General features: G+C 59.4%; 27 protein-coding genes. 11 read left to right on the top strand and 16 right to left on the bottom strand.

Features of this window, described 5'->3' with window-relative positions; all coding sequences use genetic code 11:
• Nucleotides 1-17: 17 nt before the first annotated feature.
• The 8 genes from NL116_RS08345 to NL116_RS08310 form a co-directional block, all read right to left on the bottom strand.
• Nucleotides 18-1,589, bottom strand: coding sequence for a flagellar hook-associated protein 3 (locus NL116_RS08345; RefSeq protein ID WP_494376773.1), 1,572 nt, complete (start codon nt 1,587-1,589; stop codon nt 18-20).
• Nucleotides 1,590-1,602: 13 nt separating this feature from the next.
• Nucleotides 1,603-3,663, bottom strand: a complete 2,061-nt coding sequence (gene flgK, locus NL116_RS08340) for a flagellar hook-associated protein FlgK (RefSeq protein WP_494376772.1) — start codon at nt 3,661-3,663, stop codon at nt 1,603-1,605.
• A gap of 23 nt (nt 3,664-3,686) precedes the next feature.
• Nucleotides 3,687-4,982, bottom strand: a complete 1,296-nt coding sequence (gene flgJ, locus NL116_RS08335; RefSeq protein ID WP_494376771.1) for a flagellar assembly peptidoglycan hydrolase FlgJ — start codon at nt 4,980-4,982, stop codon at nt 3,687-3,689.
• An 11-nt stretch (nt 4,983-4,993) separates the two neighbouring features.
• A complete protein-coding gene (locus NL116_RS08330; RefSeq protein WP_494378022.1) occupies nt 4,994-6,082 on the bottom strand; it encodes a flagellar basal body P-ring protein FlgI in 1,089 nt (362 codons plus the stop codon).
• A gap of 27 nt (nt 6,083-6,109) precedes the next feature.
• Complete coding sequence (gene flgH / locus NL116_RS08325) at nt 6,110-6,805, bottom strand: flagellar basal body L-ring protein FlgH (RefSeq protein ID WP_494376770.1); 696 nt, start codon at nt 6,803-6,805, stop codon at nt 6,110-6,112.
• Between the two features lie 52 nt (nt 6,806-6,857).
• Complete coding sequence (gene flgG / locus NL116_RS08320) at nt 6,858-7,643, bottom strand: flagellar basal-body rod protein FlgG (RefSeq protein ID WP_027922324.1); 786 nt, start codon at nt 7,641-7,643, stop codon at nt 6,858-6,860.
• A 45-nt stretch (nt 7,644-7,688) separates the two neighbouring features.
• Nucleotides 7,689-8,429 carry a flagellar basal body rod protein FlgF gene (locus tag NL116_RS08315; protein ID WP_059181392.1) on the bottom strand — a complete coding sequence of 247 codons (741 nt, stop codon included), beginning with the start codon at nt 8,427-8,429 and terminating at the stop codon, nt 7,689-7,691.
• Between the two features lie 240 nt (nt 8,430-8,669).
• A complete protein-coding gene (locus NL116_RS08310; protein ID WP_494376769.1) occupies nt 8,670-10,232 on the bottom strand; it encodes a sigma-54-dependent transcriptional regulator in 1,563 nt (520 codons plus the stop codon).
• Between the two features lie 280 nt (nt 10,233-10,512).
• Here NL116_RS08310 and phhA point away from each other — a divergent pair, with 280 nt between their 5' ends.
• The 6 genes from phhA (at nt 10,513) to NL116_RS08280 (ending at nt 14,899) form a co-directional block, all read left to right on the top strand.
• Nucleotides 10,513-11,298, top strand: coding sequence for a phenylalanine 4-monooxygenase (gene phhA / locus NL116_RS08305; RefSeq protein WP_494376768.1), 786 nt, complete (start codon nt 10,513-10,515; stop codon nt 11,296-11,298).
• A 104-nt stretch (nt 11,299-11,402) separates the two neighbouring features.
• Entirely contained in the window at nt 11,403-11,759 is a 357-nt protein-coding gene (locus NL116_RS08300) for a 4a-hydroxytetrahydrobiopterin dehydratase (RefSeq protein ID WP_027922316.1), read from the top strand.
• Nucleotides 11,759-12,949, top strand: coding sequence for an amino acid aminotransferase (locus NL116_RS08295; protein ID WP_494376767.1), 1,191 nt, complete (start codon nt 11,759-11,761; stop codon nt 12,947-12,949). Before NL116_RS08300 ends, NL116_RS08295 begins: the two co-directional genes overlap by 1 nt.
• Nucleotides 12,950-13,203: 254 nt before the next feature.
• Complete coding sequence (locus NL116_RS08290) at nt 13,204-13,335, top strand: hypothetical protein (protein ID WP_010461912.1); 132 nt, start codon at nt 13,204-13,206, stop codon at nt 13,333-13,335.
• Nucleotides 13,336-13,412: 77 nt separating this feature from the next.
• Nucleotides 13,413-13,595: a hypothetical protein gene (locus NL116_RS08285; protein WP_494376766.1), complete on the top strand. Its 183-nt coding sequence runs from the start codon at nt 13,413-13,415 to the stop codon at nt 13,593-13,595.
• 104 nt (nt 13,596-13,699) lie between these two features.
• Entirely contained in the window at nt 13,700-14,899 is a 1,200-nt protein-coding gene (locus NL116_RS08280) for an MFS transporter (RefSeq protein ID WP_494376765.1), read from the top strand.
• Here NL116_RS08280 and arfB read toward each other — a convergent pair.
• On the bottom strand, nt 14,896-15,309 hold the full coding sequence (gene arfB, locus NL116_RS08275; RefSeq protein ID WP_008010994.1) for an alternative ribosome rescue aminoacyl-tRNA hydrolase ArfB: 414 nt from the start codon (nt 15,307-15,309) through the stop codon (nt 14,896-14,898). The two genes, NL116_RS08280 and arfB, sit on opposite strands and share 4 nt — an antisense overlap.
• 128 nt (nt 15,310-15,437) lie before the next feature.
• Entirely contained in the window at nt 15,438-16,850 is a 1,413-nt protein-coding gene (locus tag NL116_RS08270; protein WP_494376764.1) for an amino acid permease, read from the bottom strand.
• 810 nt (nt 16,851-17,660) lie between these two features.
• Between NL116_RS08270 and NL116_RS08265 the strand changes: the two genes are divergently transcribed.
• Together NL116_RS08265 and NL116_RS08260 are read left to right on the top strand one after the other, a co-directional pair.
• Nucleotides 17,661-17,798, top strand: a complete 138-nt coding sequence (locus tag NL116_RS08265; RefSeq protein WP_494376763.1) for a hypothetical protein — start codon at nt 17,661-17,663, stop codon at nt 17,796-17,798.
• A 68-nt stretch (nt 17,799-17,866) separates the two neighbouring features.
• Nucleotides 17,867-18,832, top strand: a complete 966-nt coding sequence (locus tag NL116_RS08260) for a M29 family metallopeptidase (RefSeq protein ID WP_494376762.1) — start codon at nt 17,867-17,869, stop codon at nt 18,830-18,832.
• Between the two features lie 199 nt (nt 18,833-19,031).
• On the opposite strand, the gene rluB is transcribed toward NL116_RS08260, so the two are convergent.
• The 6 genes from rluB to NL116_RS08230 all read right to left on the bottom strand — a co-directional run bounded on the left by rluB (nt 19,032) and on the right by NL116_RS08230 (nt 24,013).
• The gene (rluB, locus tag NL116_RS08255; protein ID WP_494376761.1) at nt 19,032-20,318 is read right to left on the bottom strand and encodes a 23S rRNA pseudouridine(2605) synthase RluB; all 1,287 of its coding nucleotides are present in this window, start codon (nt 20,316-20,318) and stop codon (nt 19,032-19,034) included.
• 143 nt (nt 20,319-20,461) lie between these two features.
• Nucleotides 20,462-20,653, bottom strand: a complete 192-nt coding sequence (locus NL116_RS08250) for a DUF1289 domain-containing protein (RefSeq protein WP_494376760.1) — start codon at nt 20,651-20,653, stop codon at nt 20,462-20,464.
• 48 nt (nt 20,654-20,701) lie between these two features.
• A complete protein-coding gene (gene scpB / locus NL116_RS08245; RefSeq protein ID WP_494376759.1) occupies nt 20,702-21,673 on the bottom strand; it encodes an SMC-Scp complex subunit ScpB in 972 nt (323 codons plus the stop codon).
• An 11-nt stretch (nt 21,674-21,684) separates the two neighbouring features.
• Nucleotides 21,685-22,506 (bottom strand): segregation and condensation protein A, encoded by an 822-nt coding sequence (locus tag NL116_RS08240; RefSeq protein WP_494376758.1) that lies wholly within the window; start codon nt 22,504-22,506, stop codon nt 21,685-21,687.
• Nucleotides 22,507-23,136, bottom strand: a complete 630-nt coding sequence (locus NL116_RS08235; protein WP_494376757.1) for an L-threonylcarbamoyladenylate synthase — start codon at nt 23,134-23,136, stop codon at nt 22,507-22,509.
• Nucleotides 23,137-23,149: 13 nt separating this feature from the next.
• Nucleotides 23,150-24,013: a PHP domain-containing protein gene (locus NL116_RS08230; RefSeq protein WP_494376756.1), complete on the bottom strand. Its 864-nt coding sequence runs from the start codon at nt 24,011-24,013 to the stop codon at nt 23,150-23,152.
• Between the two features lie 87 nt (nt 24,014-24,100).
• On the opposite strand from NL116_RS08230, the gene NL116_RS08225 reads away from it, so the two are divergent.
• The 3 genes from NL116_RS08225 to NL116_RS08215 all read left to right on the top strand — a co-directional run bounded on the left by NL116_RS08225 (nt 24,101) and on the right by NL116_RS08215 (nt 25,534).
• Complete coding sequence (locus NL116_RS08225; protein WP_494376755.1) at nt 24,101-24,697, top strand: septation protein A; 597 nt, start codon at nt 24,101-24,103, stop codon at nt 24,695-24,697.
• Between the two features lies 1 nt (nt 24,698).
• Nucleotides 24,699-24,998 carry a YciI family protein gene (locus tag NL116_RS08220; protein WP_494376754.1) on the top strand — a complete coding sequence of 100 codons (300 nt, stop codon included), beginning with the start codon at nt 24,699-24,701 and terminating at the stop codon, nt 24,996-24,998.
• A 122-nt stretch (nt 24,999-25,120) separates the two neighbouring features.
• The gene (locus tag NL116_RS08215; protein ID WP_483840722.1) at nt 25,121-25,534 is read left to right on the top strand and encodes an SH3 domain-containing protein; all 414 of its coding nucleotides are present in this window, start codon (nt 25,121-25,123) and stop codon (nt 25,532-25,534) included.
• Nucleotides 25,535-25,539: the final 5 nt, after the last annotated feature.

The following is a 25,539-nucleotide window of genomic DNA, read 5'->3' as shown; positions in this document are numbered from 1 at the left end:
TGTCGCACCCGACGCCTTTAGATCTTATTGAACAAGCCCAACTGAGTGATTTTGCTGAACGCCAATTGCGAGGCCTGCAACATGGTTTGCTGCAACGTCAGTCGCGTCATCACTTCTGCCGGATCGGAATCGCGGATCGACGATTGAGTCTGGGTGTTGGCCATGCCCAGGCTCTGGTTGATCTGGGCTTGAGTATCCAGCGCGGCACCGCGTCCACCCACCGAACTCAAAGCACTGGACAACCGATCGGTGCCACTGGCGAGGTTGGCAATGCCCGAGGTCACGGCAGCTTGCTGCTGCTGCATCAGGACCGGGTTGCCGTTGGTGGGCGCGTTCAATGCACTCTTCAACTGGCTCACGGTATCCAGAATGTTCTGGGTTTGGTGAGTATTGACGGCAATGCTGAACTGATCGTTCGCCCCCGGCGTTGGTGCAGCGCTCATGGTGAAACTCACACCCGATGCAGTGGCAACGTTGCCAACCATCGTCCCGCTGGACACCGGCTTGCTGGTAGCAGTCACCGGTGCCGCGTACAAGTCAAAGGCCGTGGCGCTGGTGAACTTCAGGACAGCCGCGCCCGCAGGGAAACTGGCATGATAATTTGCCGGGTTGGTGATGCTGGTCGAAGTCACCTGCGCCGCCGTCGGGTTGCCCGGGCTGCGGGTCGCCGTGAACGTATCGGGCTTGGCGGCGAGCGTGAAGCTGTGGCCAGGCAACACGGTCGCGGCGTTATCACCGGGCTGCAGATTAATGTTCAGGTTCAGTTCAACACCTCGAAAACTGACAGCCTGCCCCACCGTGGAATTCGGATCGAAAGTGCCGCCCTGCGTGGCTTCGGCGGTGACATCGGTACCGCCCGAGTCAGTGATTTTCAGCTGTGTACCGCTGACAAACGACACGGTATACGGCTCACCGCTACGGAACTTGCTGTCGTAGGTCACATTCGACGACACCTGACCGTTGGACAGTGTTATGCGCCCGTCATCGACAGCCGGCGCGGTCATGGTGACCTGGCTGCGGCTGGTATTGATCGCCTGCTGGAAGACGTCCCAGCCGGTGCTGTTGGTGGCCATCGACATGGTATCGCCGACCTGCAGATCGAGGGTTACCTGATCACCGTTGTAGCTGTAGGTGCCGTCGGTATTGCGCGTGAACGGGACGGTATCACCCTTGGAACCGGAGAAAATGTACGTACCATTTTCATCCTTTGAATTCATCAGGCTCAGCAGTTGGTCTTCGATCTGGCCCAGCTCCGAGGCATTGGCCTGGCGGTCGGCGTCGGTGAAAGTGCCATTACCCGCACCGATGGCCAGTTCCCTGGCGCGCTGCAGCACGTTGGTGATGCTGGTCATCACCGACTCGGTCTGACCCAGGGTCGCTTTGATCGTGTTGGTGTTGGCCTTGAACTGATCGAGCATCGAAGCCTGCTGACCCAGTTGCAGCAGGCGCGAAGCCCCGACGGGATCATCGGCAGCGGTATTGACGCGAACCAGACTGCTGGCCTCTTCGCTGCTCTTGACCGCATTGGCGAAGTTCTTTTGATAATTCGCAGCCGAGGACTCGTAAAACTGACTGGTAGAAATACGCATGGGCTACGACTCCTTAAAGACTGTTGATCAGCGTGCTGAAGGTTTCTTGCGCAGCTTTGATGATCTGCGAAGAGGCGGTGTAGTACTGCTGATATTTGACCAGGTTGCCGGACTCTTCATCGAGATCCACACCCGAGAGAGAGTCGCGGGCGCCCTTGGCATTGGCCAGGATCGCGTCAGTCGCTGCGGTGTCGAGTTTGCTCTGGGCCGCTTTGGAGCCAACGCCTTCGACCAGCTTGCCGTAGGCATCATTCAGCGAAATACCCTTGCTGGCGGCGCCGGTGTCCACCACCTGCTTGGTCTGCAGACCGGCCAACGCGGTACCGTTACGGTTGTCCAGCGTGCCCGGTTGAGCGAACGAAATGTTGATCGCTGATGCCGTGCCCGGCGAGCCTGCGATGGTCATGTCGAACGACGCGGTACGCTGCACGGCCGGCGGACCCGGGTCCATGATCGCCGCACCCGTGGCATCAACCAGCGGAATGTTCAGGCTCAACGTATTGTTCTGGTTCGGTACGATGCTGCCGCTGCCGAGAAGGTTGCCCTTGGCATCGAGCATCTGATAAGTCTGGGTCGCACCACCGGAAGCACCGAACACCACTTTGACCGGTGTCGAGTTCTTCAGACCGTCCTGAATAGTCTGGGTGGTCGCCGGATCGTAGATATCGAAGTGCGTGGTCAGGGTTGGCTGCCCGCTGGACGAGATAGTCAAGGTGCCGCTACCGCCCGGCGCAATGGCCGCACTCAAGGGCGCCGCCATCGCCAGACGCTGGGGGTCGGTCATCTCGGTCTTGATGTTCGTCGCCGCGTTGCGGGTCGGCGTGATCTTGAAGGTGTCACCGGCGGCGGCTGTACCACCACTGAGTGTCAACGAGAAACCATCAATCACTGGCGGCGGCGTGGTCAGGGTGCTGAAAGCCCCCATCGACGTACCGTCCGGCAGGCGCTGCACGGTGTAGTTGGTGCCGCTGGTGAAAGTGACTTTGTAATCGTTGATGGTCAGCTTGCCGCTGTCCTTGATGGTCACATCGAAGTTACCGGAACCGGCGCTGTTGCCGACGGTGGCGACGCTGCGACTGGCTATCTGTGCAGCGCTGTTGATGCTGTTGAACAGGTTCGAACCGAACGCACCGTTCTTGTCGATGCCCTGGGCTTGAAGGCTGTTCATCTGGTCGGCAACAACCAGGGCCACGCGCCCCAGTTCGTTCATGGCCGGATCCAGCACGGTGCTGCGATAACGCAGCAGGCCACCCATTTCACCACCGGTCATCACCGACGTAATGTCGACGGTGCTCGAACCACGATTGAGCTGAATACCCAGGCGCGATGGATCGGCCTGGCTCGGCACCACTTGCAGGGTGCTGGAGGTGCCGCCCATGACCAGCGGCTGGCCGCTGCCCAGGTACACATCAAGGTTACCGTCGCGCTCGATGACCTGCGTACCGGTGAAGGTGGAGAGCTGACGCACGGTTTCGTTGCGAGCGTCGAGCAAATCGTTCGGCATGCCGCCGGACTTGGAAACCTCGGAGATTTTCTGGTTCAACTGCGCCACGGTAGCGGCCAGCTTGTTGACCTGATTAGCCATGTTCGCCAGGTTGCCGTTGATGCTCGCGGCTTGCGCGGTCAATTGGCTGGATACTGAGTTGAAACGATTGCTCAAGGCCTTGGCATCGCTGAGCAGCAGCTGACGGGACGCATCGTCACCCGGCTTGGCGTTGACGTTTTGCACCGAGGCGAAAAACTTGGTCAGGGCCCCATCAACGCCGGTGCTGCTGTCCGAGAGCAATGTATCGAGCGGAGTGACCTGCCCGGCATAGGCTTTCGCATCGCTGTCGAGCGAAGTGGTGGTCTGCAATTGCGCATCGAGGTAGCTGTTGTAGACGCGACGCACATCGGCCAGGGTCGTGCCGGTACCGATGTAGAGGTTGCCGAACTGATTCGAGGCTTTGGTGCCCTGCACGGTTTGCTGGCGTGAATAACCGGCGGTGTCGGCGTTGGCAATGTTATTGCCGGTAGTCATCAACGAGGATTGGCTAGCGGATAGACCCGACATCCCGATATTGAGCAAACTCATGGTTCAGACCTTATGCCTTGTGCCTATAGAGGCGTGGTGGAAGCGCCCGCCGCAGCGTAGTTTTGGTAACTCGTCATCTGTTTGGCTATCTGCGAGATCTTGCTTGCGTAATCCGGGTCGGTTGCATACCCGGCTTTCTGCAACTCGCGTACAAACTGTTCTGGGTTATCGGCCGACTTCACAACATCTTGATAGCGATTATTGGTTTGCAGCAAAGTCACGAGGTCGTGGAAGCTGTCTTTATACGAGTCGTAGGAACGGAACTCGGCCGTCTCCTTGACCATCTCGCCATTCCTGAATTCGCTGGTGATGGCTCGCGCCGAATCACCCTTCCAACTGGTGCCTGCCTTGATGCCAAACAGGTTGTGGCTACTGCTGCCATCCTGGGCACGCATGACCGATTTGCCCCAGCCGGTTTCCAGAGCAGCCTGGGCCACCAGGTAACGCGGATCGACGCCAATGCGCTCGGCGGCTTCCTTGGCCATCGGCAGCATGGTGTTGACGAATTCGTCGGCGGAGCTGAAGGCTTTCTTCGGCGGCGCGAGAGGAATCTGCGCCATCGCACGTCCGTAAATCTGCATCTGCCCGCTCGACTTGCTGTCCGTTTGCGAGGCCAGCCAGTCGCCATTGAAGAGCGGGCCGGCACCGGTCGTGGCCGTCGTCGTGGCGCGCTCTGGCAACAAGGTTTTGTTCGGTGTCGCAGCGGCAGTCGTGGTGGCCGAAGGCACCAGACCGGCGAGCAAGCGATCCGCCAGTTTCGGCGGCAAGGCCAGACGGCGCTGATTGATCAGCTCCATGTCATTGCGATGCGTGCTCTCGCCGGCCGGTGCTTTCACCGAACGCGACGCCCACAACGGACGCTGACCATTGAGCCGCGACAGCGGACCGTCAGTGGCCACGGTGCCAGCCGCAATCGGCGTTGGCACGGCGGCTTTCGCTGCTTCTTGCTTGGCCGCGGACATGGCCGCAGCCTCACCCGGCGCGAGCGGTTTATTCTTCGACATCTGCCGCATCAGCACGTCTGCCAGACCAATACCACCGCCTTCACGAGACATGGAAATGGCCAGTTGCTGGTCGTACATTTCCTGGTATTGCTTGGCCGCTGGCGTGTTAAGCGGGTTGTCCTTGCCCAGCGCTTCGGTAGCCGAACGCATGGACTTGAGCATCTCACCCAGAAACAGCGATTCGAACTCCTGCGCCACTTTGCGCATGTTGCCGTCGCTGTTCTTGTCGCCCACCTTGAGCTGGTTCAAACGATTCAAGTCCGAATAGGAACCGGAGTCGCTGCTGCTGACCAGACCGCTCTTGCGCATATCCATGACAGCCGTCCTCAGATCACGATCAGGTCGGCTTGCAACGCGCCAGCCTGTTTCAGTGCTTCGAGGATCGCCATCAAGTCGCCCGGCGCCGCGCCGACCTGGTTCACCGCACGGACGATTTCGTCGAGGGTGGTGCCCGGGCCGAACTTGAACATCGGCTTGGCTTCTTGCTGTGCGTTAACCCGCGAGCGCGGCACGACGGCCGTCTGACCATTGGACAGAGGGCCGGGCTGGCTGACAATCGGGTCTTCGGTGATGGTCACGGTCAGGCTGCCGTGGGTCACGGCGGCGGGTGAGACCTTGACGTTCTGGCCGATCACGATGGTGCCGGTACGCGAGTTGATGATGACTTTCGCCACCGCCTGACCCGGGTCGACTTCAAGGTTTTCCAGGATCGACAGGTAGTCGACACGCTGGCTCGGATCAAGCGGTGCACTGACGCGAATCGAACCGCCATCGATGGCCTGGGCAACACCCGGGCCGAGCAGGTTGTTGATCTTGTCGACGATGCGCTTGGCGGTGGTGAAGTCCGAGCGGTTGAGGTTCAGCGTCAGGCTATTGCCCTGGTTGAAACCGCTCGGCACCGAACGTTCGACCGATGCACCGCCGGGGATACGACCGGCCGACGGAACGTTGACAGTGATCTTGGAACCGTCACGACCTTCGGCATCAAAACCACCCACCACCAGGTTGCCCTGAGCGACGGCGTAAACGTTGCCGTCGATACCTTTGAGCGGGGTCAACAGCAAGGTGCCGCCGCGCAAGCTCTTGGAGTTACCAATGGAGGAAACGGTGATATCAACCTGCTGACCCGGTTTGGCAAACGCCGGCAAGTCCGCACTGATCGAAACCGCTGCGACGTTCTTCAACTGCACGTTGCCCGAACCCGGCGGCACCTTGATGCCGAACTGCGAGAGCATGTTGTTGAAGGTCTGCAGGGTGAAAGGCGTCTGCGTCGTCTGGTCACCGGTGCCGTTAAGCCCGACCACCAGGCCGTAGCCAATCAATTGGTTGGACCGCACGCCGGAAATACTGGCGATATCCTTCAGCCGCTCGGCCTGAGCACCGAAGGCTGCGGACATCAGGAACGCAGCCACCATCAGGTGTTTGAAATTCAACGTGGCCACCTAGAAAGGGAACAGCGGGCTGAGGAAGAAACGGTCGAACCAGCCTGGCTGACTCGCATCGGCAAACGAACCGGTGCCCGAGTAGGTGATGCGTGCATCGGCGACGCGGGTCGACGACACGGTGTTGTCGGTGGCGATGTCATCGGAGCGCACCAGACCGGCAATCCGCACCAGCTCGTCGCCGGTGTTGAGGGTCATCCACTTCTCGCCGCGTACCGCGATGATGCCGTTGGGCAGCACATCAGCCACGGTGACAGTGATCGAACCGACGAGGGTGTTGCCCTGCGCCGCCTTGCTGTCGCCCTTGGTCGCGCGGTCGCCTTCATAGCTGGCGTCCAGACTCAAGTCACCACTGCCGAACGGGTTATTGGTGTTGGGCGTGGAGCCGAACAAGGAGCTCAGGCCGATGCTGGCCTTGCTGTTCTTGCCAATTTGCGAATTGGCGTTTTTGCTCGCCTGGGTCTTCTCGTTCAGGGTGATGGTGATGATGTCACCGACCCGGAACGCCTTGCGGTCGCTGTACAGGTTCTGCTCAAAACCGGCTTGATAAATCGAGCCATTGTTTGCGGCAGCCGGCAACGGCGTGCGCGGCAACACCGGCGCGTAATACGGGTCATTGGGCTTGGGCGTCGAGGGGACGCAGCCTGCGAGCACAACAGCCCCACTCAGTGCCAGAACAGATACAAAGCGATTCATGACCCTACCTCACGGTGTTGCAGGCGACCTCATGGTCGCCTCATAGACTTGATTACAGATTCTGCGTTACGAACGAGAGCATCTGGTCGGCGGTGGAGATCACCTTGGAGTTCATCTCGTAGGCGCGCTGAGTGGTGATCATGTTGACCATCTCTTCAACGGTGCTGACGTTGGACGTTTCCAGGGTGTTCTGCAGCGTGGTGCCGAAACCGTTCAGGCCCGGAGTACCGACTTGCGGCGCGCCGGAAGCAGCGGTTTCCAGGAACAGGTTGTTGCCCACTGCCTGCAGACCGGCCGGGTTGATGAAGTCGGCGGTTTGCAGGTTGCCGATCACCTGGTTGGCCGGGTTACCCGGAACGGTGATAGACACCGTGCCGTCGCGACCGACCGTGAAGGTCTGCGCGTCGTTCGGAATCACAATGGCCGGTTCCAGGGCGAAGCCGCTGGCATTCACGATCTGACCGTTGGAGTCGAGGTGGAAGGTACCGTCACGGGTGTAGGACGTGGTGCCGTCCGGCTGCAGGATCTGGAAGAAACCGCGACCGTCGACCGCCAGGTCAAGTGGCTGCTCCGTGGTTTGCAGGCTGCCGGCGGTGAAGTTTTTCTGGGTGCCGACGATGCGCACACCGGTACCCACTTGCAGACCCGACGGCAGCTCGCTGTCCTGGGTCGACTGGGCGCCTGGCTGGCGTTTGATTTGGTAGAGCAAGTCCTGGAACTCGGCGCGGTCACGTTTGAAACCCGTGGTCGACACGTTGGCCAGGTTGTTGGAAATAGTGGTCAGGTTGGTGTCCTGGGCGGACAGACCTGTTTTGGCAACCCATAGAGCCGGAAGCATTCAATTCTCCTCGTGCGCCTGTTTTACGGCGCGACGTTCTGATAATTAGCTGATCTGCAAGACCCGAGCCATGGCCTGGTCATCGTCTTTGGCGGTGTTCATCATCTTGATGTGCAGCTCGAACTGCTTCGACAAAGCCAGTACCGAGGTCATTTCTTCCACGGCGTTGACGTTGCTCGACTCAAGAAACCCGGACACCAGTTTGACGCCGGCGTCGGCTTGCGCCGGCTTGCCGTCCTTGGTGTGGATCGAACCATCCAGGCCTTTGGTCATGTTCTTCAGGTCAGGGTTGACCAGCTTGATGCGGTCGACTTCAGCCATCACACGCGGGCCTTCGCCCATCGCACGGATGCTGATGGTGCCGTCTTCGCCGACTTCGATTTGCTGCTCGGGCGGCACGGCGATCGGACCGCCATTGCCCATCACCGGCATGCCGTTGCCGGCGCGCAGTACGCCGAGGGCGTCCACGTTCAGGCTGCCGGTGCGCACGTAGCTTTCAGCGCCATCGGGCGTCTGCACGGCAATCCAGCCGCTGCCTTGCACCGCAACATCGAGGTCGCGACCGGTTTCAACCAGCGAACCAGGGGAGAAGTCTGTGGCCGGGCGTTCGGTCATCGCAAACGCACGCGCCGGAAAGCTGTCACCAAACACCGGCATCGAACGGGCCTGTTCCAGGTCCTTCTGAAAACCGTTGGTGGAGATGTTTGCCAGGTTGTTGGCATGAGCCTTCTGCGCCAGTGCATTCTGGCTGGCGCCGGTCATTGCCACATAAAGGTACTTATCCACACTCTTTCCTCTGCATGCCGGACGTTTGCCGCCCACCGCTGTACTGATGAGCGACAAGCAATTTGCAGACCAACTTATCCTTGGCGGCGCCGGGCCCGGCAAACAAAGGAGTTGAGGGGTTTCAGAGGGGAATGGGGGATTGTGTCAAAGTCGAAAAACCGGCGCGGAAATGCCGGTGAGTGGCAAGGATCAGCCTGACCACTGATCGTTCCCACGCGGACCGCGGGAACGATCATTTGCTTAGGCGCCCGGTTCTTTGCCGACATCATGTTCACGCAACTTGTTGGCAATGGTCGTGTGCGAAACCCCCAACCGCTTGCCCAGTTGCCGACTGCTCGGATGCTCGGAATACAATCGCTCCAGTACCGCTTTCTCGAAACGTCCGACGATCTCATCCAGCCCCCCCTCCAGCGAGAAATCGCCAAGCGGCTGACGCACACCGTAATCCGGCAAGCGAATATGTTCGGCCTTGACCGTCCCGCCCTCACACAACGAAACCGCCTGGAACAACACATTTTCCAATTGGCGGACATTGCCCGGCCAATGGTAACGACTGAGGCGCTCCATCGCCGCCGGCGCCAATTTCGGCAGCGGGCAACCGATCTGCCGACTGGCCTGGTCGAGGAAGTGTTCCACCAACGGTGTCAAACCATCGAGGCATTCGCGCAGTGGCGGGATGTGCAGCGAGAGCACGTTCAAGCGGTGATACAAATCCTGGCGAAACTCACCGCGCGCGCACAGCTCCGACAAATCCACCTGGGTGGCGCAGATCACCCGCACATCCAGGTACACCTCTTCATCACTGCCAACACGACGGAAGCAACCGTCCTGCAAAAAGCGCAGCAATTTCACCTGCAAGCGCGGGCTCATTTCCCCAACGCCATCGAGAAACAGCGTACCGCCAGCCGTCAGTTCCAGCAGGCCAAGCTTGCCCTCGGCGCGCGCGCCTTCGAAGGCGCCAGGGCCGTAGCCGAACAATTCGGTCTCGGCCATCGACTCCGGCAAACCGGCGCAATTGAGCGCCATCAACGGCGACTGCCCGCGCGGGCTGGCAAGGTGGCAGGCGCGCGCCAGCAATTCTTTACCGGTGCCGGTTTCCCCTTCTATCAATAGCGGCGCATCCAGCGGCGCCATGCGCCGGGCCTCGCGCACCACCGCGGCCATCACCTTCGAGCTTTGGAAGATGCTGTCGAACCCACGCAACTCCTGCTTGCGCACGTTGTAGATGCGCTCCCCTACCCGGTCGGCGCGGTGCAGCGTAAGGACCGCGCCAGCCATGGCTTCGCTGTCGTCGTGCTCTGATTGCAGCGGCGCAATGTCGGCCAGAAACACGTCACCCTTGACCTTGACCCGCAGCCCATTGATGCGCGACTTGTTGGCCCGCACCAGTTCCGGCAAATCAAAGTCTTCGGCGTAACGCGACAGCGGAATCCCTGGCACTTCATCCACCCGCACCCCGAGCAACTGCGCCGCCGCCCGGTTGGCCGCAACGATGGAGCCGCCCATGTCGATCGACAGCACCGGAAACTCCAGGGCGCCGAGCAAGGCATTGAGCTCCATGTGCCGACGCTCGCTAGGCATCAGCCCTACACGCTTGACGCCGAATACACCGGCAATCGATTCGAATTTCGGACGCAGGGCCTGAAACTGAATGTTGATCAGGTTCGGGCAATGCAGGTAGATCGCATTGCCATGCTCACCGCCGACCTCCCCCCGGGCGACGTTGATCCCGTACTCCACCAGCAAATTGAGAATGTCGCGCAGGATGCCGATGCGGTTCTGGCAGTGGACTTTGATACGCATATAAAGGCCCGAAGAAAGGGGGAATCGAGGTCCCGCGCGCGGAATTTCTGCGTGGGAGCCAAGTTAGTCGTCAAGATTATGTGACACCCCGACGCCATTTCAAACCCGCAAATCTCAACAACTGCGCCGTAGCCGCCAAAGCGTAACGAATACTTTACGAAAAATGCCGATTTGTCCTGCAAGGATCGCCGAACACCTGCTGCAACACTTCGCGCCTTGGAGTATTTCTAGGTCCATAGCAGCACATAACAAGAACGATATCCCCTCGCAGGAGAGCAGCATGAAGCAGACGCAGTACGTGGCTCGCGAGCCCGATGCGCAAGGTTTTATCGACTACCCCGCTGAAGAACATGCGGTGTGGAACACGCTGATCACTCGTCAACTGAAAGTGATCGAGGGCCGTGCGTGCCAGGAATACCTGGACGGTATCGAAAAACTCGGTCTGCCCCACGACCGCATTCCGCAACTCGGTGAAATCAACCAAGTCCTCGGTGAAACCACCGGTTGGCAAGTGGCCCGAGTCCCGGCGCTGATCCCCTTCCAGACGTTTTTCGAGTTGCTGGCGAACAAGCAGTTTCCAGTGGCAACGTTTATTCGTACCCGCGAAGAGCTGGATTACCTGCAAGAGCCGGACATTTTCCACGAGATCTTTGGCCACTGCCCGCTACTGACCAACCCGTGGTTCGCTGAATTCACCCACACCTACGGCAAACTTGGCCTGCAAGCGACCAAGGAAGAACGCGTTTACCTGGCGCGCCTGTACTGGATGACCATTGAGTTCGGCCTGGTCGATACCGCTGATGGCCTGCGCATTTACGGCGGCGGCATTCTTTCTTCTCCAAAAGAAACCGTTTACTGCCTGTCGAACGAACCTGAACATCAGGCGTTCGATCCGCTGGAATGCATGCGCACGCCGTATCGAATCGACATCCTGCAACCGCTGTACTTTGTCTTGCCGAACCTCAAGCGTCTGTTTGACGTGGCTCATGAAGACATCATGAGCATGGTCAAACAAGGCATGCAGCTGGGCTTGCACACCCCGAAATTTCCGCCAAAGGCTGCGTGATCCGCTGCTTTTAGAAACACGTGAGCCTGTCAGGAACCGACGCTTTGGTTTAGCGTGGTGTCACTGACGGCCGATTTCCAATTATTCGATTCCAGGAATTCAACATGTCTACATTGAACCAAGCCCACTGCGAAGCCTGCCGCGCCGATGCCCCTCAGGTCAGCGACGAAGAATTGCCGATCCTGATCAAGCAGATCCCGGACTGGAACATCGAAGTCCGCGACGGCGTGATGCAACTGGAAAAGCTGTTCCTGTTCAAAAACTTCAAGCACGCACTGGCGTTCACCAACGCGGTCGGTGAAATCTCCGAGGCCGAAGGTCACCACCCTGGCCTGCTGACCGAATGGGGCAAAGTCACCGTCACCTGGTGGAGCCACTCCATCAAGGGCCTGCACCGCAACGACTTCATCATGGCTGCGCGCACTGACGAAGTGGCCAAGGACGCCGAGGGCCGCAAATAATGCATTTCGACGCCATAGGTCGAGTTCCCGGCGATCCGATTCTCGGCTTGATGGAAGCCTATGCCCAGGATCCGAACCCGCGCAAATTCGACCTCGGCGTGGGCGTCTACAAAGATGCCCAGGGCCTGACGCCGATTCTGCAGTCGGTGAAGCTGGCCGAGCAGCGTCTGGTGGATCGCCAGACCACCAAGACCTACATCGGTGGTCATGGAGAACCGGCCTTCGGCATAGCCCTGAGTGAGCTGGTGCTCGGTGCGGACTCCGCACTGATTGCCGGTCAACGCGCCGGGGCGACCCAGACACCGGGCGGCACCGGCGCATTGCGCTTGAGTGCCGACTTCATCGCCCAGTGCCTGCCGGGCCGTGGCGTGTGGTTGAGCAACCCGACCTGGCCGATCCATGAAACCATTTTCGCGGCGGCCGGGGTCAAAGTCAGTCATTACCCGTACGTGGGCAGCGACAACCGCCTCGACGTCGAGGCCATGCTCGCGGTACTGAGCGAGGCGCCCAAGGGCGACGTGGTGTTGCTGCATGCCTGCTGCCATAACCCGACCGGTTTCGATCTGTCCCATGACGACTGGCATCGAGTGCTGGACGTGGTGCGCAGTCGCGATCTGCTGCCGTTGATCGACTTCGCCTACCAGGGTTTCGGCGATGGCCTGGAACAGGATGCCTGGTCGACCCGTCTGTTCGCTGACGCGTTGCCGGAAGTGCTGATCACCAGTTCCTGCTCGAAGAACTTCGGTTTGTACCGCGACCGCACCGGCGCACTGATTGTCTGCGCGAAAACCGCTGACAAGCTCGTGGACATCCGCAGCCAACTGGCCAACATCGCCCGCAACCTGTGGTCGACGCCGCCGGATCATGGGGCTGCTGTAGTCGCGACCATTCTTGGCGACCCGGAGCTGAAAAGCCTCTGGGCCGACGAAGTGGAAACCATGCGCTTGCGCATCGCCCAGTTGCGCAGTGGCCTGGTCGAAGCGTTGGAACCGCATGGTTTGCGCGAGCGTTTTGCGCACATTGGCGTGCAACGCGGGATGTTCTCGTACACCGGTTTGACGGCGGAACAGGTTAAACAGCTGCGCGATCATCACAGCGTGTACATGGTCAACTCCGGCCGGGCCAACGTGGCGGGGATTGATGCAACGCGTCTGGATCTGCTGGCTGAGGCCATCGCCGAAGTCTGTTAGTAACGCCCTGCAGGAATGAGCCTGCTCGAGCTAGCGGTCTATCCGTCACATGGGTGTCGGATGCACCAACGCTTCGCGAGCAGGCTCATTCCGACTTGTATTGCTCGCTCTTCCAGACCTGTCTAGACAATCCCATCCGTCGAAACAAATGGATATAAAAGTCTATTTGTCATTTTCAGTGCTGTATCCTGCCCAAGCTTTGTATAAGCGCGGATCTACCAGATCTATCAACAGACTTTGCGAGGAGCGCGAACATGCACGAGATCCCTAATCTCCCCTTCCCAAGCCTGCACGAAACTGAGCAGACAACCACGCAACAAGCCGGCGCCCAACAGCCCGAGCCCAAAGAAGCCACTGAACGCCGCCAGGCCGACAGCGAAGACTGAAACACCTGCAATGCCAGACCGTGTGGAAAGCGCTAACATGCGCTTTCCACACCGCCTGAACCCTCGAGCTTCACACCATGACCGACAAATTTGATGAGACCCAGGCCAACGTCCTGATCGGCACCGCCGAGAAGATGATCGAGGTCTGGAATCGCCTCTCCCCCGAGAAACAAGCCGCGCTGCTCGCCCGCTTCGGCACTCAAGAAAACGCCCTGGCCGCCTTGGTCACGACGCAACTGGTTGCTCCCGCCAAGCCCTGATCCAAGCCGCCCGGCAAATAGTTTTACTTTTTCCACGACCCGCGAACGCTCGCGCCGTTATCATGAGCAGCCTATCTATCCTGCTTTCCCGTGGACCTTTACCCATGCCTGAAAACCAGCGCCCCCTGGCGGTCACGCTGCAAGTCGTTTCCATCGTTCTGTTTACCTTCATCGGCTACCTGAATATCGGCATTCCGCTGGCCGTATTGCCCGGCTACGTCCACAGCGACCTGGGTTTCGGCGCGGTCATCGCCGGTCTGGTGATCAGCGTGCAATACCTCGCCACCCTGCTCAGCCGTCCTTATGCCGGGAAAATCATCGACAACAAGGGCAGCAAACTGGCGGTGATGTACGGTCTGGCCGGCTGCGGTTTGAGTGGCGTGTTCATGCTGATTTCGGCCTGGACGCAAAGCTTGCCGACCGTGAGCCTGATCAGCCTGTTGATCGGTCGTCTCGTGCTCGGCAGCGCGGAAAGCCTGGTCGGCTCGGGATCGATTGGCTGGGGCATCGGCCGGGTCGGCGCGGCCAACACCGCCAAGGTAATTTCCTGGAACGGCATCGCCAGTTACGGCGCACTGGCCGTCGGTGCACCGTTGGGCGTGCTTCTGGTTCATCAGTTGGGCTTGTGGAGCATGGGCGTGAGCATCGTGCTGCTCGCCGTTCTGGGCCTGGCACTGGCCTGGCCAAAAACCGCCGCGCCGATCGTGGCCGGCGAACGCTTGCCGTTCATGCATGTGCTGGGTCGGGTACTGCCCCACGGTTGCGGCCTGGCGCTGGGCTCGATCGGTTTCGGCACCATCGCCACCTTCATCACCTTGTATTACGCCACGCAACACTGGGATAACGCGGTGTTGTGCCTGAGCTTGTTCGGCGCCAGTTTCATCGGTGCGCGCCTGTTGTTTGGCAATCTGATCAACCGCCTCGGCGGATTCCGCGTGGCGATTGCCTGTCTGTCCGTGGAAACCTTGGGTTTGTTGCTGCTGTGGCTGGCGCCTGATGCCCATTGGGCACTCGCCGGTGCGGCGCTGAGCGGTTTCGGATTTTCGCTGGTGTTCCCGGCGCTCGGCGTGGAAGCGGTCAACCTCGTGCCGGCCTCCAGCCGCGGCGCGGCTGTCGGGGCTTATTCGTTGTTCATTGACTTGTCGCTGGGGATTACCGGGCCATTGGCCGGCGCCATTGCGGCCGGGTTTGGTTTTGCGTCGATCTTTCTGTTTGCTGCGATTGCAGCGCTCAGCGGCTTGGCATTGAGCGTTTATTTATACCGACAAGCGCCGAAGCAACGCGAAGCCCGGGAGTCTCGCTAAAAGTCGACCTTGCCGCGCCCGGCTTTGATGCTGCCGCGCTTGGTCTTGGATTCGAGTCGACGCTTTTTTGAACCCAATGTCGGCTTGGTCGGGCGACGCTTCTTTTCGACCTTGGTCGCGCTGAGAATCAGCTCGGTCAAGCGCTCCAGCGCATCGGCACGATTGGCTTCCTGCGTGCGGTATTGCTGGGCCTTGATGATCAACACGCCTTCGCTGGTGATGCGACTGTCACGAAGCGCCAGTAATCGCTCCTTATAAAATTCAGGCAAGGACGAAGCCGGAATGTCGAAGCGCAGGTGCACGGCGCTGGAGACCTTGTTGACGTTCTGCCCACCCGCGCCTTGCGCACGAATGGCCGTCAACTCGATCTCGGCATCCGGCAGATGCACGTTGTTGGAAATCACCAGCATGGAAAAACGTCCGAATTCAGAGTGCGCAGGATACCGCGAATGGAAAGCAGGAATACGCTCCCGCAGGTTTTGTAGCGCGCACAAAAAACCCGACACAGTGGCCGGGTTTGTTGTTTTTGCGTGCCGCGTTACTTTACTGAAGCCTGCAACGCATGCTGCGCACCGCGCTTGTTCTTGATGCCGTAGCAGATCCACATAAACACAACCCACACCGGAATCGCGTACACCGAGATCTGAATCCCTGGAATCAGCAGCATCACGCACAGGATGAACACCACGAACGCCAGGCAGATGTAGTTCCCGTAGGGGTACCACAGCGCCTTGAACAGCGGCGTTTGTTTGGTCTTGTTCATGTGCTGGCGGAACTTGAAGTGCGAGAAGCTGATCATCGCCCAGTTGATCACCAGGGTCGCCACCACCAGCGACATCAACAGTTCCAGCGCATTTTGCGGGATCAGGTAGTTCAACAGCACCGCAATCAGCGTCACCGCCGCCGAAGCGAGGATCGAACGCACCGGCACGCCGCGCTTGTCGATCTTCGACAGGGCCTTGGGCGCATCGCCCTGCTCGGCCATGCCCAGCAGCATACGGCTGTTGCAGTAGGTGCCGCTGTTGTACACCGACAACGCCGCGGTCAGTACCACGAAGTTGAGGATGTGCGCGGCGGTGTTGCTGCCCAGCATCGAGAACACTTGCACGAACGGGCTGCCGCTATAGGAATCACCGGACGCATTGAGGGTCGCCAGCAGACTGTCCCATGGCGTCAGCGACAATAGAATGACCAGCGCGCCGATGTAGAAAATCAGGATCCGGTAGATCACCTGATTGATGGCTTTCGGGATCACGGTTTTCGGCTTGTCGGCCTCTGCTGCGGTGAAACCGAGCATTTCCAGGCCGCCAAAGGAGAACATGATGATCGCCATGGCCATCACCAGACCGCTGACGCCGTTCGGGAAGAAACCACCGTGTGACCACAGGTTGCTGACCGACGCTTGCGGGCCGCCGTTGCCGCTGACCAGCAAGTAGCTGCCCAGGGCAATCATGCCGACGATGGCCACGACCTTGATGATCGCGAACCAGAATTCGGCCTCGCCAAAGACTTTGACGTTGGCCAGGTTGATCAGGTTGATCAGGACGAAGAAGCCGGCAGCGGAGACCCAGGTCGGGATGTCCGGCGCCCAGTAGTGGATGTACTTGCCGACGGCGGTCAGCTCCGACATGCCCACCAGGATGTACAGGATCCAGCAGTTCCAGCCCGACAGGAAGCCGGCGAAACCGCCCCAGTATTTGTGCGCGAAGTGGCTGAAGGAACCGGCGACGGGCTCTTCAACGATCATTTCGCCGAGCTGTCGCATGATCATGAACGCGATGAAGCCGCAGATGGCGTACCCGAGGATCATCGACGGGCCCGCGGATTTCAGGACCCCGGCCGAGCCGAGGAACAAACCGGTACCGATCGCGCCACCGAGGGCGATCAATTGAATGTGGCGATTTTTCAGGCCGCGCTTCAGCTCGCCTGACTGCGAGTTTTGTCCACTCATGAAAAGGGTCTCACGTTCTGCATCGTTACAACGTTCATGCGTCACCTGTTTGTTTTTATCTGTGACGAAATCGAACCCGGCACACTCGTGGCGTGGCGGAGTGAACAAGGCGGATAGCCTTGAGGTTTGCGCATTTGCGCAGGAGGTCACAGGTAAAACGCGGCGCATTGTACACCGCTAACCCCCTGCTGCCAGACCCGCTGGATCAGCGTGTTGTAAGCCGGGATTGCCTGTGTCCGCCCCGGGTGTCCCGGGCGGCTGCAAATAGAGAGTCAGACCCTTGCGGGCCATCGACGGGAACGATTGAAAAATCGCCCCACGGGGAGAGATGGGTTTTAATCACGGCGTACATTGCGCCTCCTTCTTGTTATGCACCTGCACGACAGGCATGGGGCGCATCTGACACTTCCTGCGCCGCTGAAACAAGCAGGCCAGAGCCTTGGGCGACGGTTGAGCGGATTGATTTCGGCAGGTTTTCCTTACACCCATTCCGTGAGCGTCAACCCATGCTATTTCAGGCGCCGTTTCGTCAGTATTTCTTTACAGGGCGTAACGATTATTTTCCGGGTCGGATTTATCTGCAGGACGACTGCAAATTGACGATAGGAAGCTTCCTAAGGAAAAAGCCGAGTTAGTTTTTGTTTTCTATTAATAAATAATCATTAAAAAAACAAACCGGACAGTTCAGTGAAAATCTTATTTGATTATTTGTTTGCATTATAAAAGTCCCTCAACTAGGTTTTCAGCGACTTGCCTAGCCGCATCGACTGGCAAGTTGTTTCTACTCAAAAAGTCATTAAGGAGTTTCACATGCAAGCACTGGATAAAGACTTGGAAACTGACCTGCAACTGGACGATTGGTTTGAAGCACCCACCCATGAAGCCGCCGTAGAAATGATGCAAGCCGATGCGGTAGTGCCGTTCGGCACGGCGATGTGGCCTCTGTAAGACCTCCCGGCAGGCGCAATCCGGCCGGTTGTGCCTGCCTCTTTTCCCGGATTGTCACGGAGGACAGCATGGACAAGTATCGCGCCATTACGCATTTTCTCTACTACCTCGAACAGCACCCGGCCCTTGCCGGAATCAACCCGGCGAAAGTCTTGCTTGGCCACACTGCCGATTACGAAGCGCTGACCGCCGCCATTGCAGAACACGCCAGTGGCCGCCAACCGTTCCGTTTCAACACGCTACGCCTTGATCTGGAACCCACGGCTTCGCTGGCCCAGGCCATTGCCGACAGTGATCTCTACATTTTCTTCTACGACGCTTCCACCCTGCCCAACCCACGCCCCGAAGGCCCTGAGTTTGTCCGCGCATTGCAGGCCGTGATGGCCGAGAACTGGAAGAAATCCCTGCTGTTCAAGGATTACGGCGATTACTTCTACGACACCTTCAGTGTCACCCCGCAACGCATTGCCGGGTTGAACAGTCACTTGATCCAGCGCCTCTCCCAGGCCACAACGTTAAGTTTCAAAGATGAACATGGCTCCTGGTTTGACGCTCCGCTGAACAGCATTAAAAAGTGGACGGCCATCAATGGCGTCGGCAACTTTGATCTGGCACCCGGTGAAATCGCCACGCACAGCGAAGCGATTAATGGGCGGGTGAAGTTCATGGGTACTTTTCTCGGTACGATTCCATTTGCCCGCAAATATGGAGTATTGGAATCACCGCTGGAGTTATGGATCGAGAACTCGACCATCCGCAAAATCGCCACCGAGGTGCCGGGGCTGGAACATGACTTCAATAAATACCTGGAGGCCAATCCGTCGAATCGAAGGATTGAGGAACTGGGGATTGGCACCAATGAGGGGGTGAAAACCTTGTATTCGCGCAATGCCGGGTTCGAGGAGCGCCATTGCGGACTGCACCTTGGATTGGGCGGTGGCGCCAAGGGTAGCCATCATCTGGATTTGATCTTCTCCAGTGGCGTGTTGGCGCTGGATGATGAGCCGGTTTTTGATGGGCGGTTTGTGTTCTAGCCTCAGCTTCTGCGGTGTTGCGGCTGACGCCTTCGCGAGCAAGCCCGCTCCCACAGGTGACCGAGTGGGCTTGGAGAAATGCGATCAAATGTGGGAGCGGGCCTGCTCGCGAAGAGGCCAGAATACCCACCACATCACTTAAGTTAGACCAAAAAAAACGCCATCCCGAGGGATGGCGTTTTTTTGGGGCGCTTACCGATTACTCAGGCTTGCGACGACCAAAGCCCGGACGCTGGCCCGAACCGGCTGGCGCGCCGCGACGCTTGCCCGATGGCGCGTCCTTGTCGACCAGGACGATGCCCGGGCGTTTCTTCGGCGCTGGCTTGGCCGGGCGCTTGGTATCGGCAGGACGGTCGGCCACTGGCGTACCGCGACCCGACTCACTACGACCTGCCGGAGCACCGCGATCACTGCGACCGCCGCTTGGCGCACCACGGCCTTCGCCGCGCTCGGTGCGACCATTGGCCGGACGTGGTGTGCGTGGAGCGCGCTCGCCATCAGCACGAGGGGCTGCTGGCTTGCGAGCTGGACGCTCGCCTTCGAAATGCGGCTCACGGCTATCACGCGGAGCAACCGTTGGCTGTGCACCGGCCGCTGGACGCAAGGTGCGCACGCGTTCGGTCTTGCCCATCGGACGCGACGATTTACGCTGCATACGGTCAAGCTTGTCTTTGCTCTTCGCATTCATCTGCGGCATGGCGACCGGCGTCAGGCCGACTTCAGCGCTCAGAATGTCGACTTCGTACTGGCTCATTTCGCGCCAGCGGCCCATCGGCAGGTCGGAGTTGAGGAACACCGGACCGAAACGCACGCGCTTCAGACGGCTGACCACCAGACCCTGGGATTCCCACAAGCGACGAACTTCGCGGTTACGACCTTCCATCACCACGCAGTGGTACCAGTGGTTGAAACCTTCGCCACCTGGCGCTTGCTTGATGTCGGTGAACTTGGCCGGGCCGTCCTCAAGGACGACGCCCGCTTTCAGGCGCTCGATCATCTCGTCATCGACTTCGCCACGTACACGTACCGCGTATTCACGGTCCATTTCGTAGGAAGGGTGCATCAGGCGGTTAGCCAGCTCACCGTCGGTGGTAAACATCAGCAAGCCAGTGGTGTTGATGTCCAGACGGCCGATGTTGATCCAGCGACCTTCTTTCGGTTTTGGCATCTTGTCGAATACGGTCGGACGGCCTTCCGGGTCGAGGCGGGTGCAGATTTCACCGTCGGGCTTGTTGTACATGATCACGCGGCGTACCGACTCGGCGGCTTCTTCGCGCTTGATCACGCGGCCATCGATGGTGATGGCGTCATGCATGTCGACACGCTGACCGAGCGTGGCGTCTTTGCCATTGACCTTGATGCGGCCGTGGCTGATCCAGGCTTCTACGTCACGGCGCGAGCCGACGCCGATACGGGCGAGGACTTTTTGCAGTTTTTCGCCTGCTGGGCCGATTTCCTGGTCGTCTTTCTGGTCGTTGATACTCATCTGGGCACCTCCCGGTGTGGTCTGTTCAGGCGTTGCCTGAAGCGATGTAAATCTGTGCTCTTGGCGAAGGGATCGCCGAAGGGTCGCGAATCATACGCCCATGCGAGCGTTTTCGCATCAAAGAGTAGTTGATGAACGCAGAGTTACCTGTTTTTCCGCCGGCCGGTGGCGCCGAGTTTGATCAACCTGAGCGATGCTTCGGTGAGAACGGTGCGTTTGTCGAGCTTGTCGAGTTTCTTCCAGGCCCTGATTTCACGCTTGCTGCGGCCGCAGCCGAGGCAGATGTCGTCGGTGAATTTGCAGATGTTGATGCAGGGGTCTTTGGTTGAGCTCATCAAATAATCCAGTCCACTCCTGCATCGATAGCGTCTACAAAACCCAGGTCAGTCGTCGAACTCGCGGCGTTCGGCTTCGATGGCTTCGGCCAGCGCCCGGGCTTCGGCTTCTTCATCGCTCAATTCGGGCTCGGGCTCAGGCTCGGATTTCGGTTGTTCGAGGGCGGCAACGGCAGCCAGGAGTTTTTCGCGAGCTTCGGCGACGCCCAGAATATCGTCCTCCGGTTCCGGCTCGTCTTCAACTGTGGCTTCAGGCTCGGCCAGACGTTCACTATTGATGACAGGCTCAACCGCGGTCATCTCGCCATCGCGCAACAAATCATCGAAGTCGGTCTTGAGCCCCTCCTCCATGGTGTCCAGCTCCAGCAGCAACGTGTGGAAACTGGTTTCTTCCTTGGGTTCTTCCGGCTCGGCACTGGCATCCGCCAATTCCTGCAGGCTGGCAGGCACGGGCGCGTCGTCGAAATCGAGTACCGGGTCCGGTTCCAGCTCGCGCAGTTCGGCCAACGGCGGCAGATCGTCGAGGTTTTTCAGGTTGAAGTGATCGAGAAACGCCTTGGTAGTCGCGAACATCGCCGGTTTGCCGGGCACATCGCGGTAGCCGACGATACGGATCCACTCACGCTCCATCAGCGTTTTGACGATCTGACTGTTGACCGCCACGCCCCGCACGTCTTCGATCTCGCCCCGGGTGATCGGCTGGCGATAGGCGATCAGCGCGATAGTCTCGAGCATGGCGCGGGAATAACGCTGCGGCCGTTCTTCCCACAAACGCCCGACCCATGGCGAAAACTTTTCGCGAATTTGCAGGCGGTAGCCGGAGGCGACTTCCTTCAGCTCGAAGGCACGACCGTCGCAGGACTTGGCGAGGATCGTCAGCGCTTTCTTGAAAACCGGCGGCTCCGGCCGTTCGCCCTCTTCGAAGAGTTCGAACAGGCGCTCAAGCGATTGCGGTTTTCCCGAGGCCAACAGAAAGGCTTCAAGCAGTGGCGCCAGCTCGCGGGGTTCAGTCAGGTTCATGATTCAACTCGTTATTCGGCTCGGGCCCGCACGTGGATCGCTGCGAACGGCTCATTCTGCACCAGCTCGACCAAGGATTCCTTGACCAGTTCGAGGATCGCCATAAAGGTCACCACCACCCCCAATCGCCCCTCTTCTGCGGTGAACAGCTCGACAAAGGGCACAAAACCGCCGCCCTTGAGCCGGTCCAGCACATCGCTCATGCGTTCGCGGGTAGACAGTGCCTCGCGGCTGACCTGGTGGCTTTCGAACATGTCGCCACGGCGCAGGACCTCGGCCATGGACAACAGCAACTCCGACAGGCGCACATCCGGCAACAGTTTTCGCGCCCGGGCTTCCGGTGCATCCAGCTTGGGCACCACCACGTCACGGCCGACACGGCTCAGGCCATCGATGCCTTCGGCGGCCGCCTTGAAGCGCTCGTATTCCTGCAAGCGGCGGATCAGCTCGGCGCGCGGGTCGTCTTCTTCGTCTTCGATGGTTTCGGCGCGGGGCAACAGCATCCGCGACTTGATCTCGGCCAGCATTGCGGCCATCACCAGGTACTCGGCGGCCAGTTCCAGGCGCACCGACTGCATCAACTCGACATAGCCCATGTACTGGCGAGTGATTTCCGCCACCGGGATGTCGAGGATGTTGATGTTCTGTTTGCGGATCAGGTACAGCAGCAGGTCGAGCGGGCCTTCAAAGGCTTCGAGAAAGACCTCGAGCGCATCCGGCGGGATGTACAGGTCCAGCGGCATTTCCAGCACCGCCTGGCCATACACCATCGCGAAGGGCAGCTCTTGCTGGGCGCCGGCCTGACTGTCAACTGCGGGTTCTACTGCCGACATCTACGCCTCGGCCATGAACGGCGAAGGGTCGCCGCAACCGACACGGATCACTTCCGGCTCGCCGTCGGCGAGGTTGATCACCGTGGACGCCTTGATCCCGCCGTGACCGCCGTCGATGATCAGGTCGACCTGATGCTCAAGCAACTGGCGCATTTCATGGGGATCGCTCAGCGGATCGGTGTCACCGGGCATGATCAGGGTCACGCTCATCAGCGGCTCACCCAACTGTTCCAGCAAAGCCAACGCAATTGGATGGCTCGGCACTCGCAGGCCTATCGTGCGCTTTTTCGGGTGCAGCAACAGCCGCGGGACTTCGCGGGTGGCGTTGAGAATAAAGGTGTACGGCCCTGGCAGGTGCGCCTTGAGCAGGCGGAACGTGCCAGTGTCTATCTTGGCGAACAGCCCCAACTGCGAGAGGTCGCTGCAAATCAGCGCGAAATTGTGTTTGTCATCCAGCCCACGCAAACGACGCACGCGCTCTACGGCATTCTTGTCGCCGATCTGGCAACCAATGGCGTAGGACGAGTCTGTGGGATAAATCACCACCCCGCCGCTGCGAATGATCTCGACTGCCTGCTTGATCAGGCGCGCTTGCGGGTTTTCCGGATGAATCTGGAAAAATTGACTCACATTCTCTACCTGTTCAGACGGCGGCAATAATTGGGTCATGTTTGAATCGACACCACAGTGGTGGCAGATCCTCCGGGAGCGGACGGTATTCGCCGATCTCGGACCAGCCTCCAGGGCCATGAAAATCACTGCCGGCGCTGACCAGCAGACCGAACTCACGAGCAAGAATAGCCAGGCTGCCCACTTGTTCGGCGGGCTGATGGCCATTGACCACTTCAATCGCGTGGCCCCCGGCTTGAATATAGTCAGAAATCAGGCGGCGACGCTTGCTGCGAGTGAAATCGTAGTGCCATGGGTGCGCCAGGCTGACCCAGGCTTTCGCCGCGCGCAGGGTTTCGACGGTCTCTTCCAGGGTCGGCCAGTGTTGCTTGACGTCGCCCAGCTTGCCGGCGCCCAGCCATTTGCGGAAGGCTTCGGCACGATCCTTTACAAACCCTTCACGCACCATCCAGTCGGCGAAGTGCGGACGGGCCGGCGCGTTGCCGCTGTCGCCCAGTTCCTGCTGCACGGCACGGGCACCTTCCAGCGCCCCCGGCATGCCCTTCAACGCCAGCTTGCGGCTTATTTCTTCGGACCGTAGCCAACGGCCTTCGTGCAATTTTGCTATCGCCTCGACCAACGGCGGCGCCGTGACGTCAAATCCATAACCCAAAACGTGAATGGTCGCGCCGCCCCAGGTGCAGGACAATTCGATGCCATTGACCAGTTGCATCCCCAGCGTCGTCGCGGCTGTGCGGGCCTCATCGAGGCCCTCAAGGGTGTCGTGATCGGTCAAGGCCAGGACTCGCACGCCTTTCTCGAACGCACGCGCAACCAGTACCGCAGGCGCCAGGGCGCCATCGGAGGCCGTGCTATGGCAGTGCAAATCAACATTCACGGGACTTTGTTACCTCAAATCAGCTGGCGCTATCGCGCGCCCATATGTTTGTTATTATGCCGCCACATCCTGCTTCTGGCTGCCACTGTGAAACAATTCATCGATTTCATCCCGCTCTTGCTGTTTTTCATCGTCTTCAAACTAGACCCAAGGGTCGTCGACATCGGCGGTCTTGAGTTCACTGTAGGCGGAATCTACAGCGCCACCGCAATGTTGATCATCAGTTCGCTGGTGGTTTACGGCACGCTGTTCATCAAGCAGCGCAAGCTTGAGAAAAGCCAGTGGCTGACCCTCATTGCCTGCCTGGTCTTCGGTAGCCTGACCCTGGCGTTCCACAGCGAAACCTTCTTGAAGTGGAAAGCGCCGGTGGTGAACTGGTTGTTTGCCCTGGCATTCATTGGCAGCCACTTCGTCGGTGACAGCCTGCTGATCAAGCGAATTATGGGTCATGCGCTGACTCTGCCGGAGCCCGTCTGGACGCGCCTGAACATTGCCTGGATCGCCTTCTTCCTGTTTTGCGGTGCCGCCAACCTGTTCGTCGCGTTCACCTTTCAGGACTACTGGGTCGACTTCAAAGTCTTCGGCAGCCTGGGCATGACGCTGCTGTTCCTGGTTGGCCAAGGCATTTACTTGTCCCGCCACCTGCACGACGCCGATACCACTACGCCAAAAACCGAGGACTGACATGCTTTACGCAATCGTTGCCACAGACGTCGCCAACTCGCTGGAAGCCCGACTGGCCGCGCGCCCTGCCCACCTTGAACGCTTGCAGGTGCTCAAGGGCGAAGGCCGCATCGTATTGGCCGGTCCGCACCCGGCGGTCGACAGCAATGATCCGGGCGCTGCGGGCTTCACCGGCAGCCTGATCGTCGCCGAATTCGATTCCCTCAGTGCCGCACAGGCCTGGGCCGACGCTGATCCGTATATCGCCGCAGGCGTCTACGCCAACGTTTCGGTCAAGCCATTCAAGCAAGTCCTGCCGTAACTTTTCCCCTCATATGCCCCCCGCGCGGTGAACCTTGTCGGTTCATCGCGCTCTCAACGCTCATTATTCTCGTTTGCCTGCCGACAACCTGCCCAATCACTCGATTGGAATCAGGAGTCGCGATGCGCAAGGGTCCGTTGTGTCTGTTGTTGGTGACGTTGTCGATCATGGCCCCGGCCCACGGTGAAGAAGGCGCTGAGGGCGGTAATTCGACGCCGCTGTCCCTGAGCGCCGGCAGCCAGATTAGCGAGTTGCAGCAACGCTTGAAGGTCAGCGAGCAGCAACGGGAAGAATTGAACAAGCAACTGCAAAATACCGATGCCGAACGCGAAAGCGCTCAACTGAGCCGGTTGCGCCAAGAGAATCAGCGCCTCAAGCTGCAACTCAAGGAAGTGCAGGCCAGTAGCCCGTTGCCACGTCTGCTGACTGATCAGCAGCAATGGTTTGTTATCGGCGGCGGAGTAGCGCTATTGGCCCTGCTCTGCGGTATCTTCGCCAGTGGTGCCACCAGAAAACGTCGGCAATGGCTAAATTGAGTGAT

The organism is Pseudomonas sp. FBCC-B1667, from assembly GCF_059133255.1.
The sequence above is the reverse complement of the archived record's forward strand: the minus strand, read 5'-3'. Positions and strand labels throughout refer to the sequence as shown.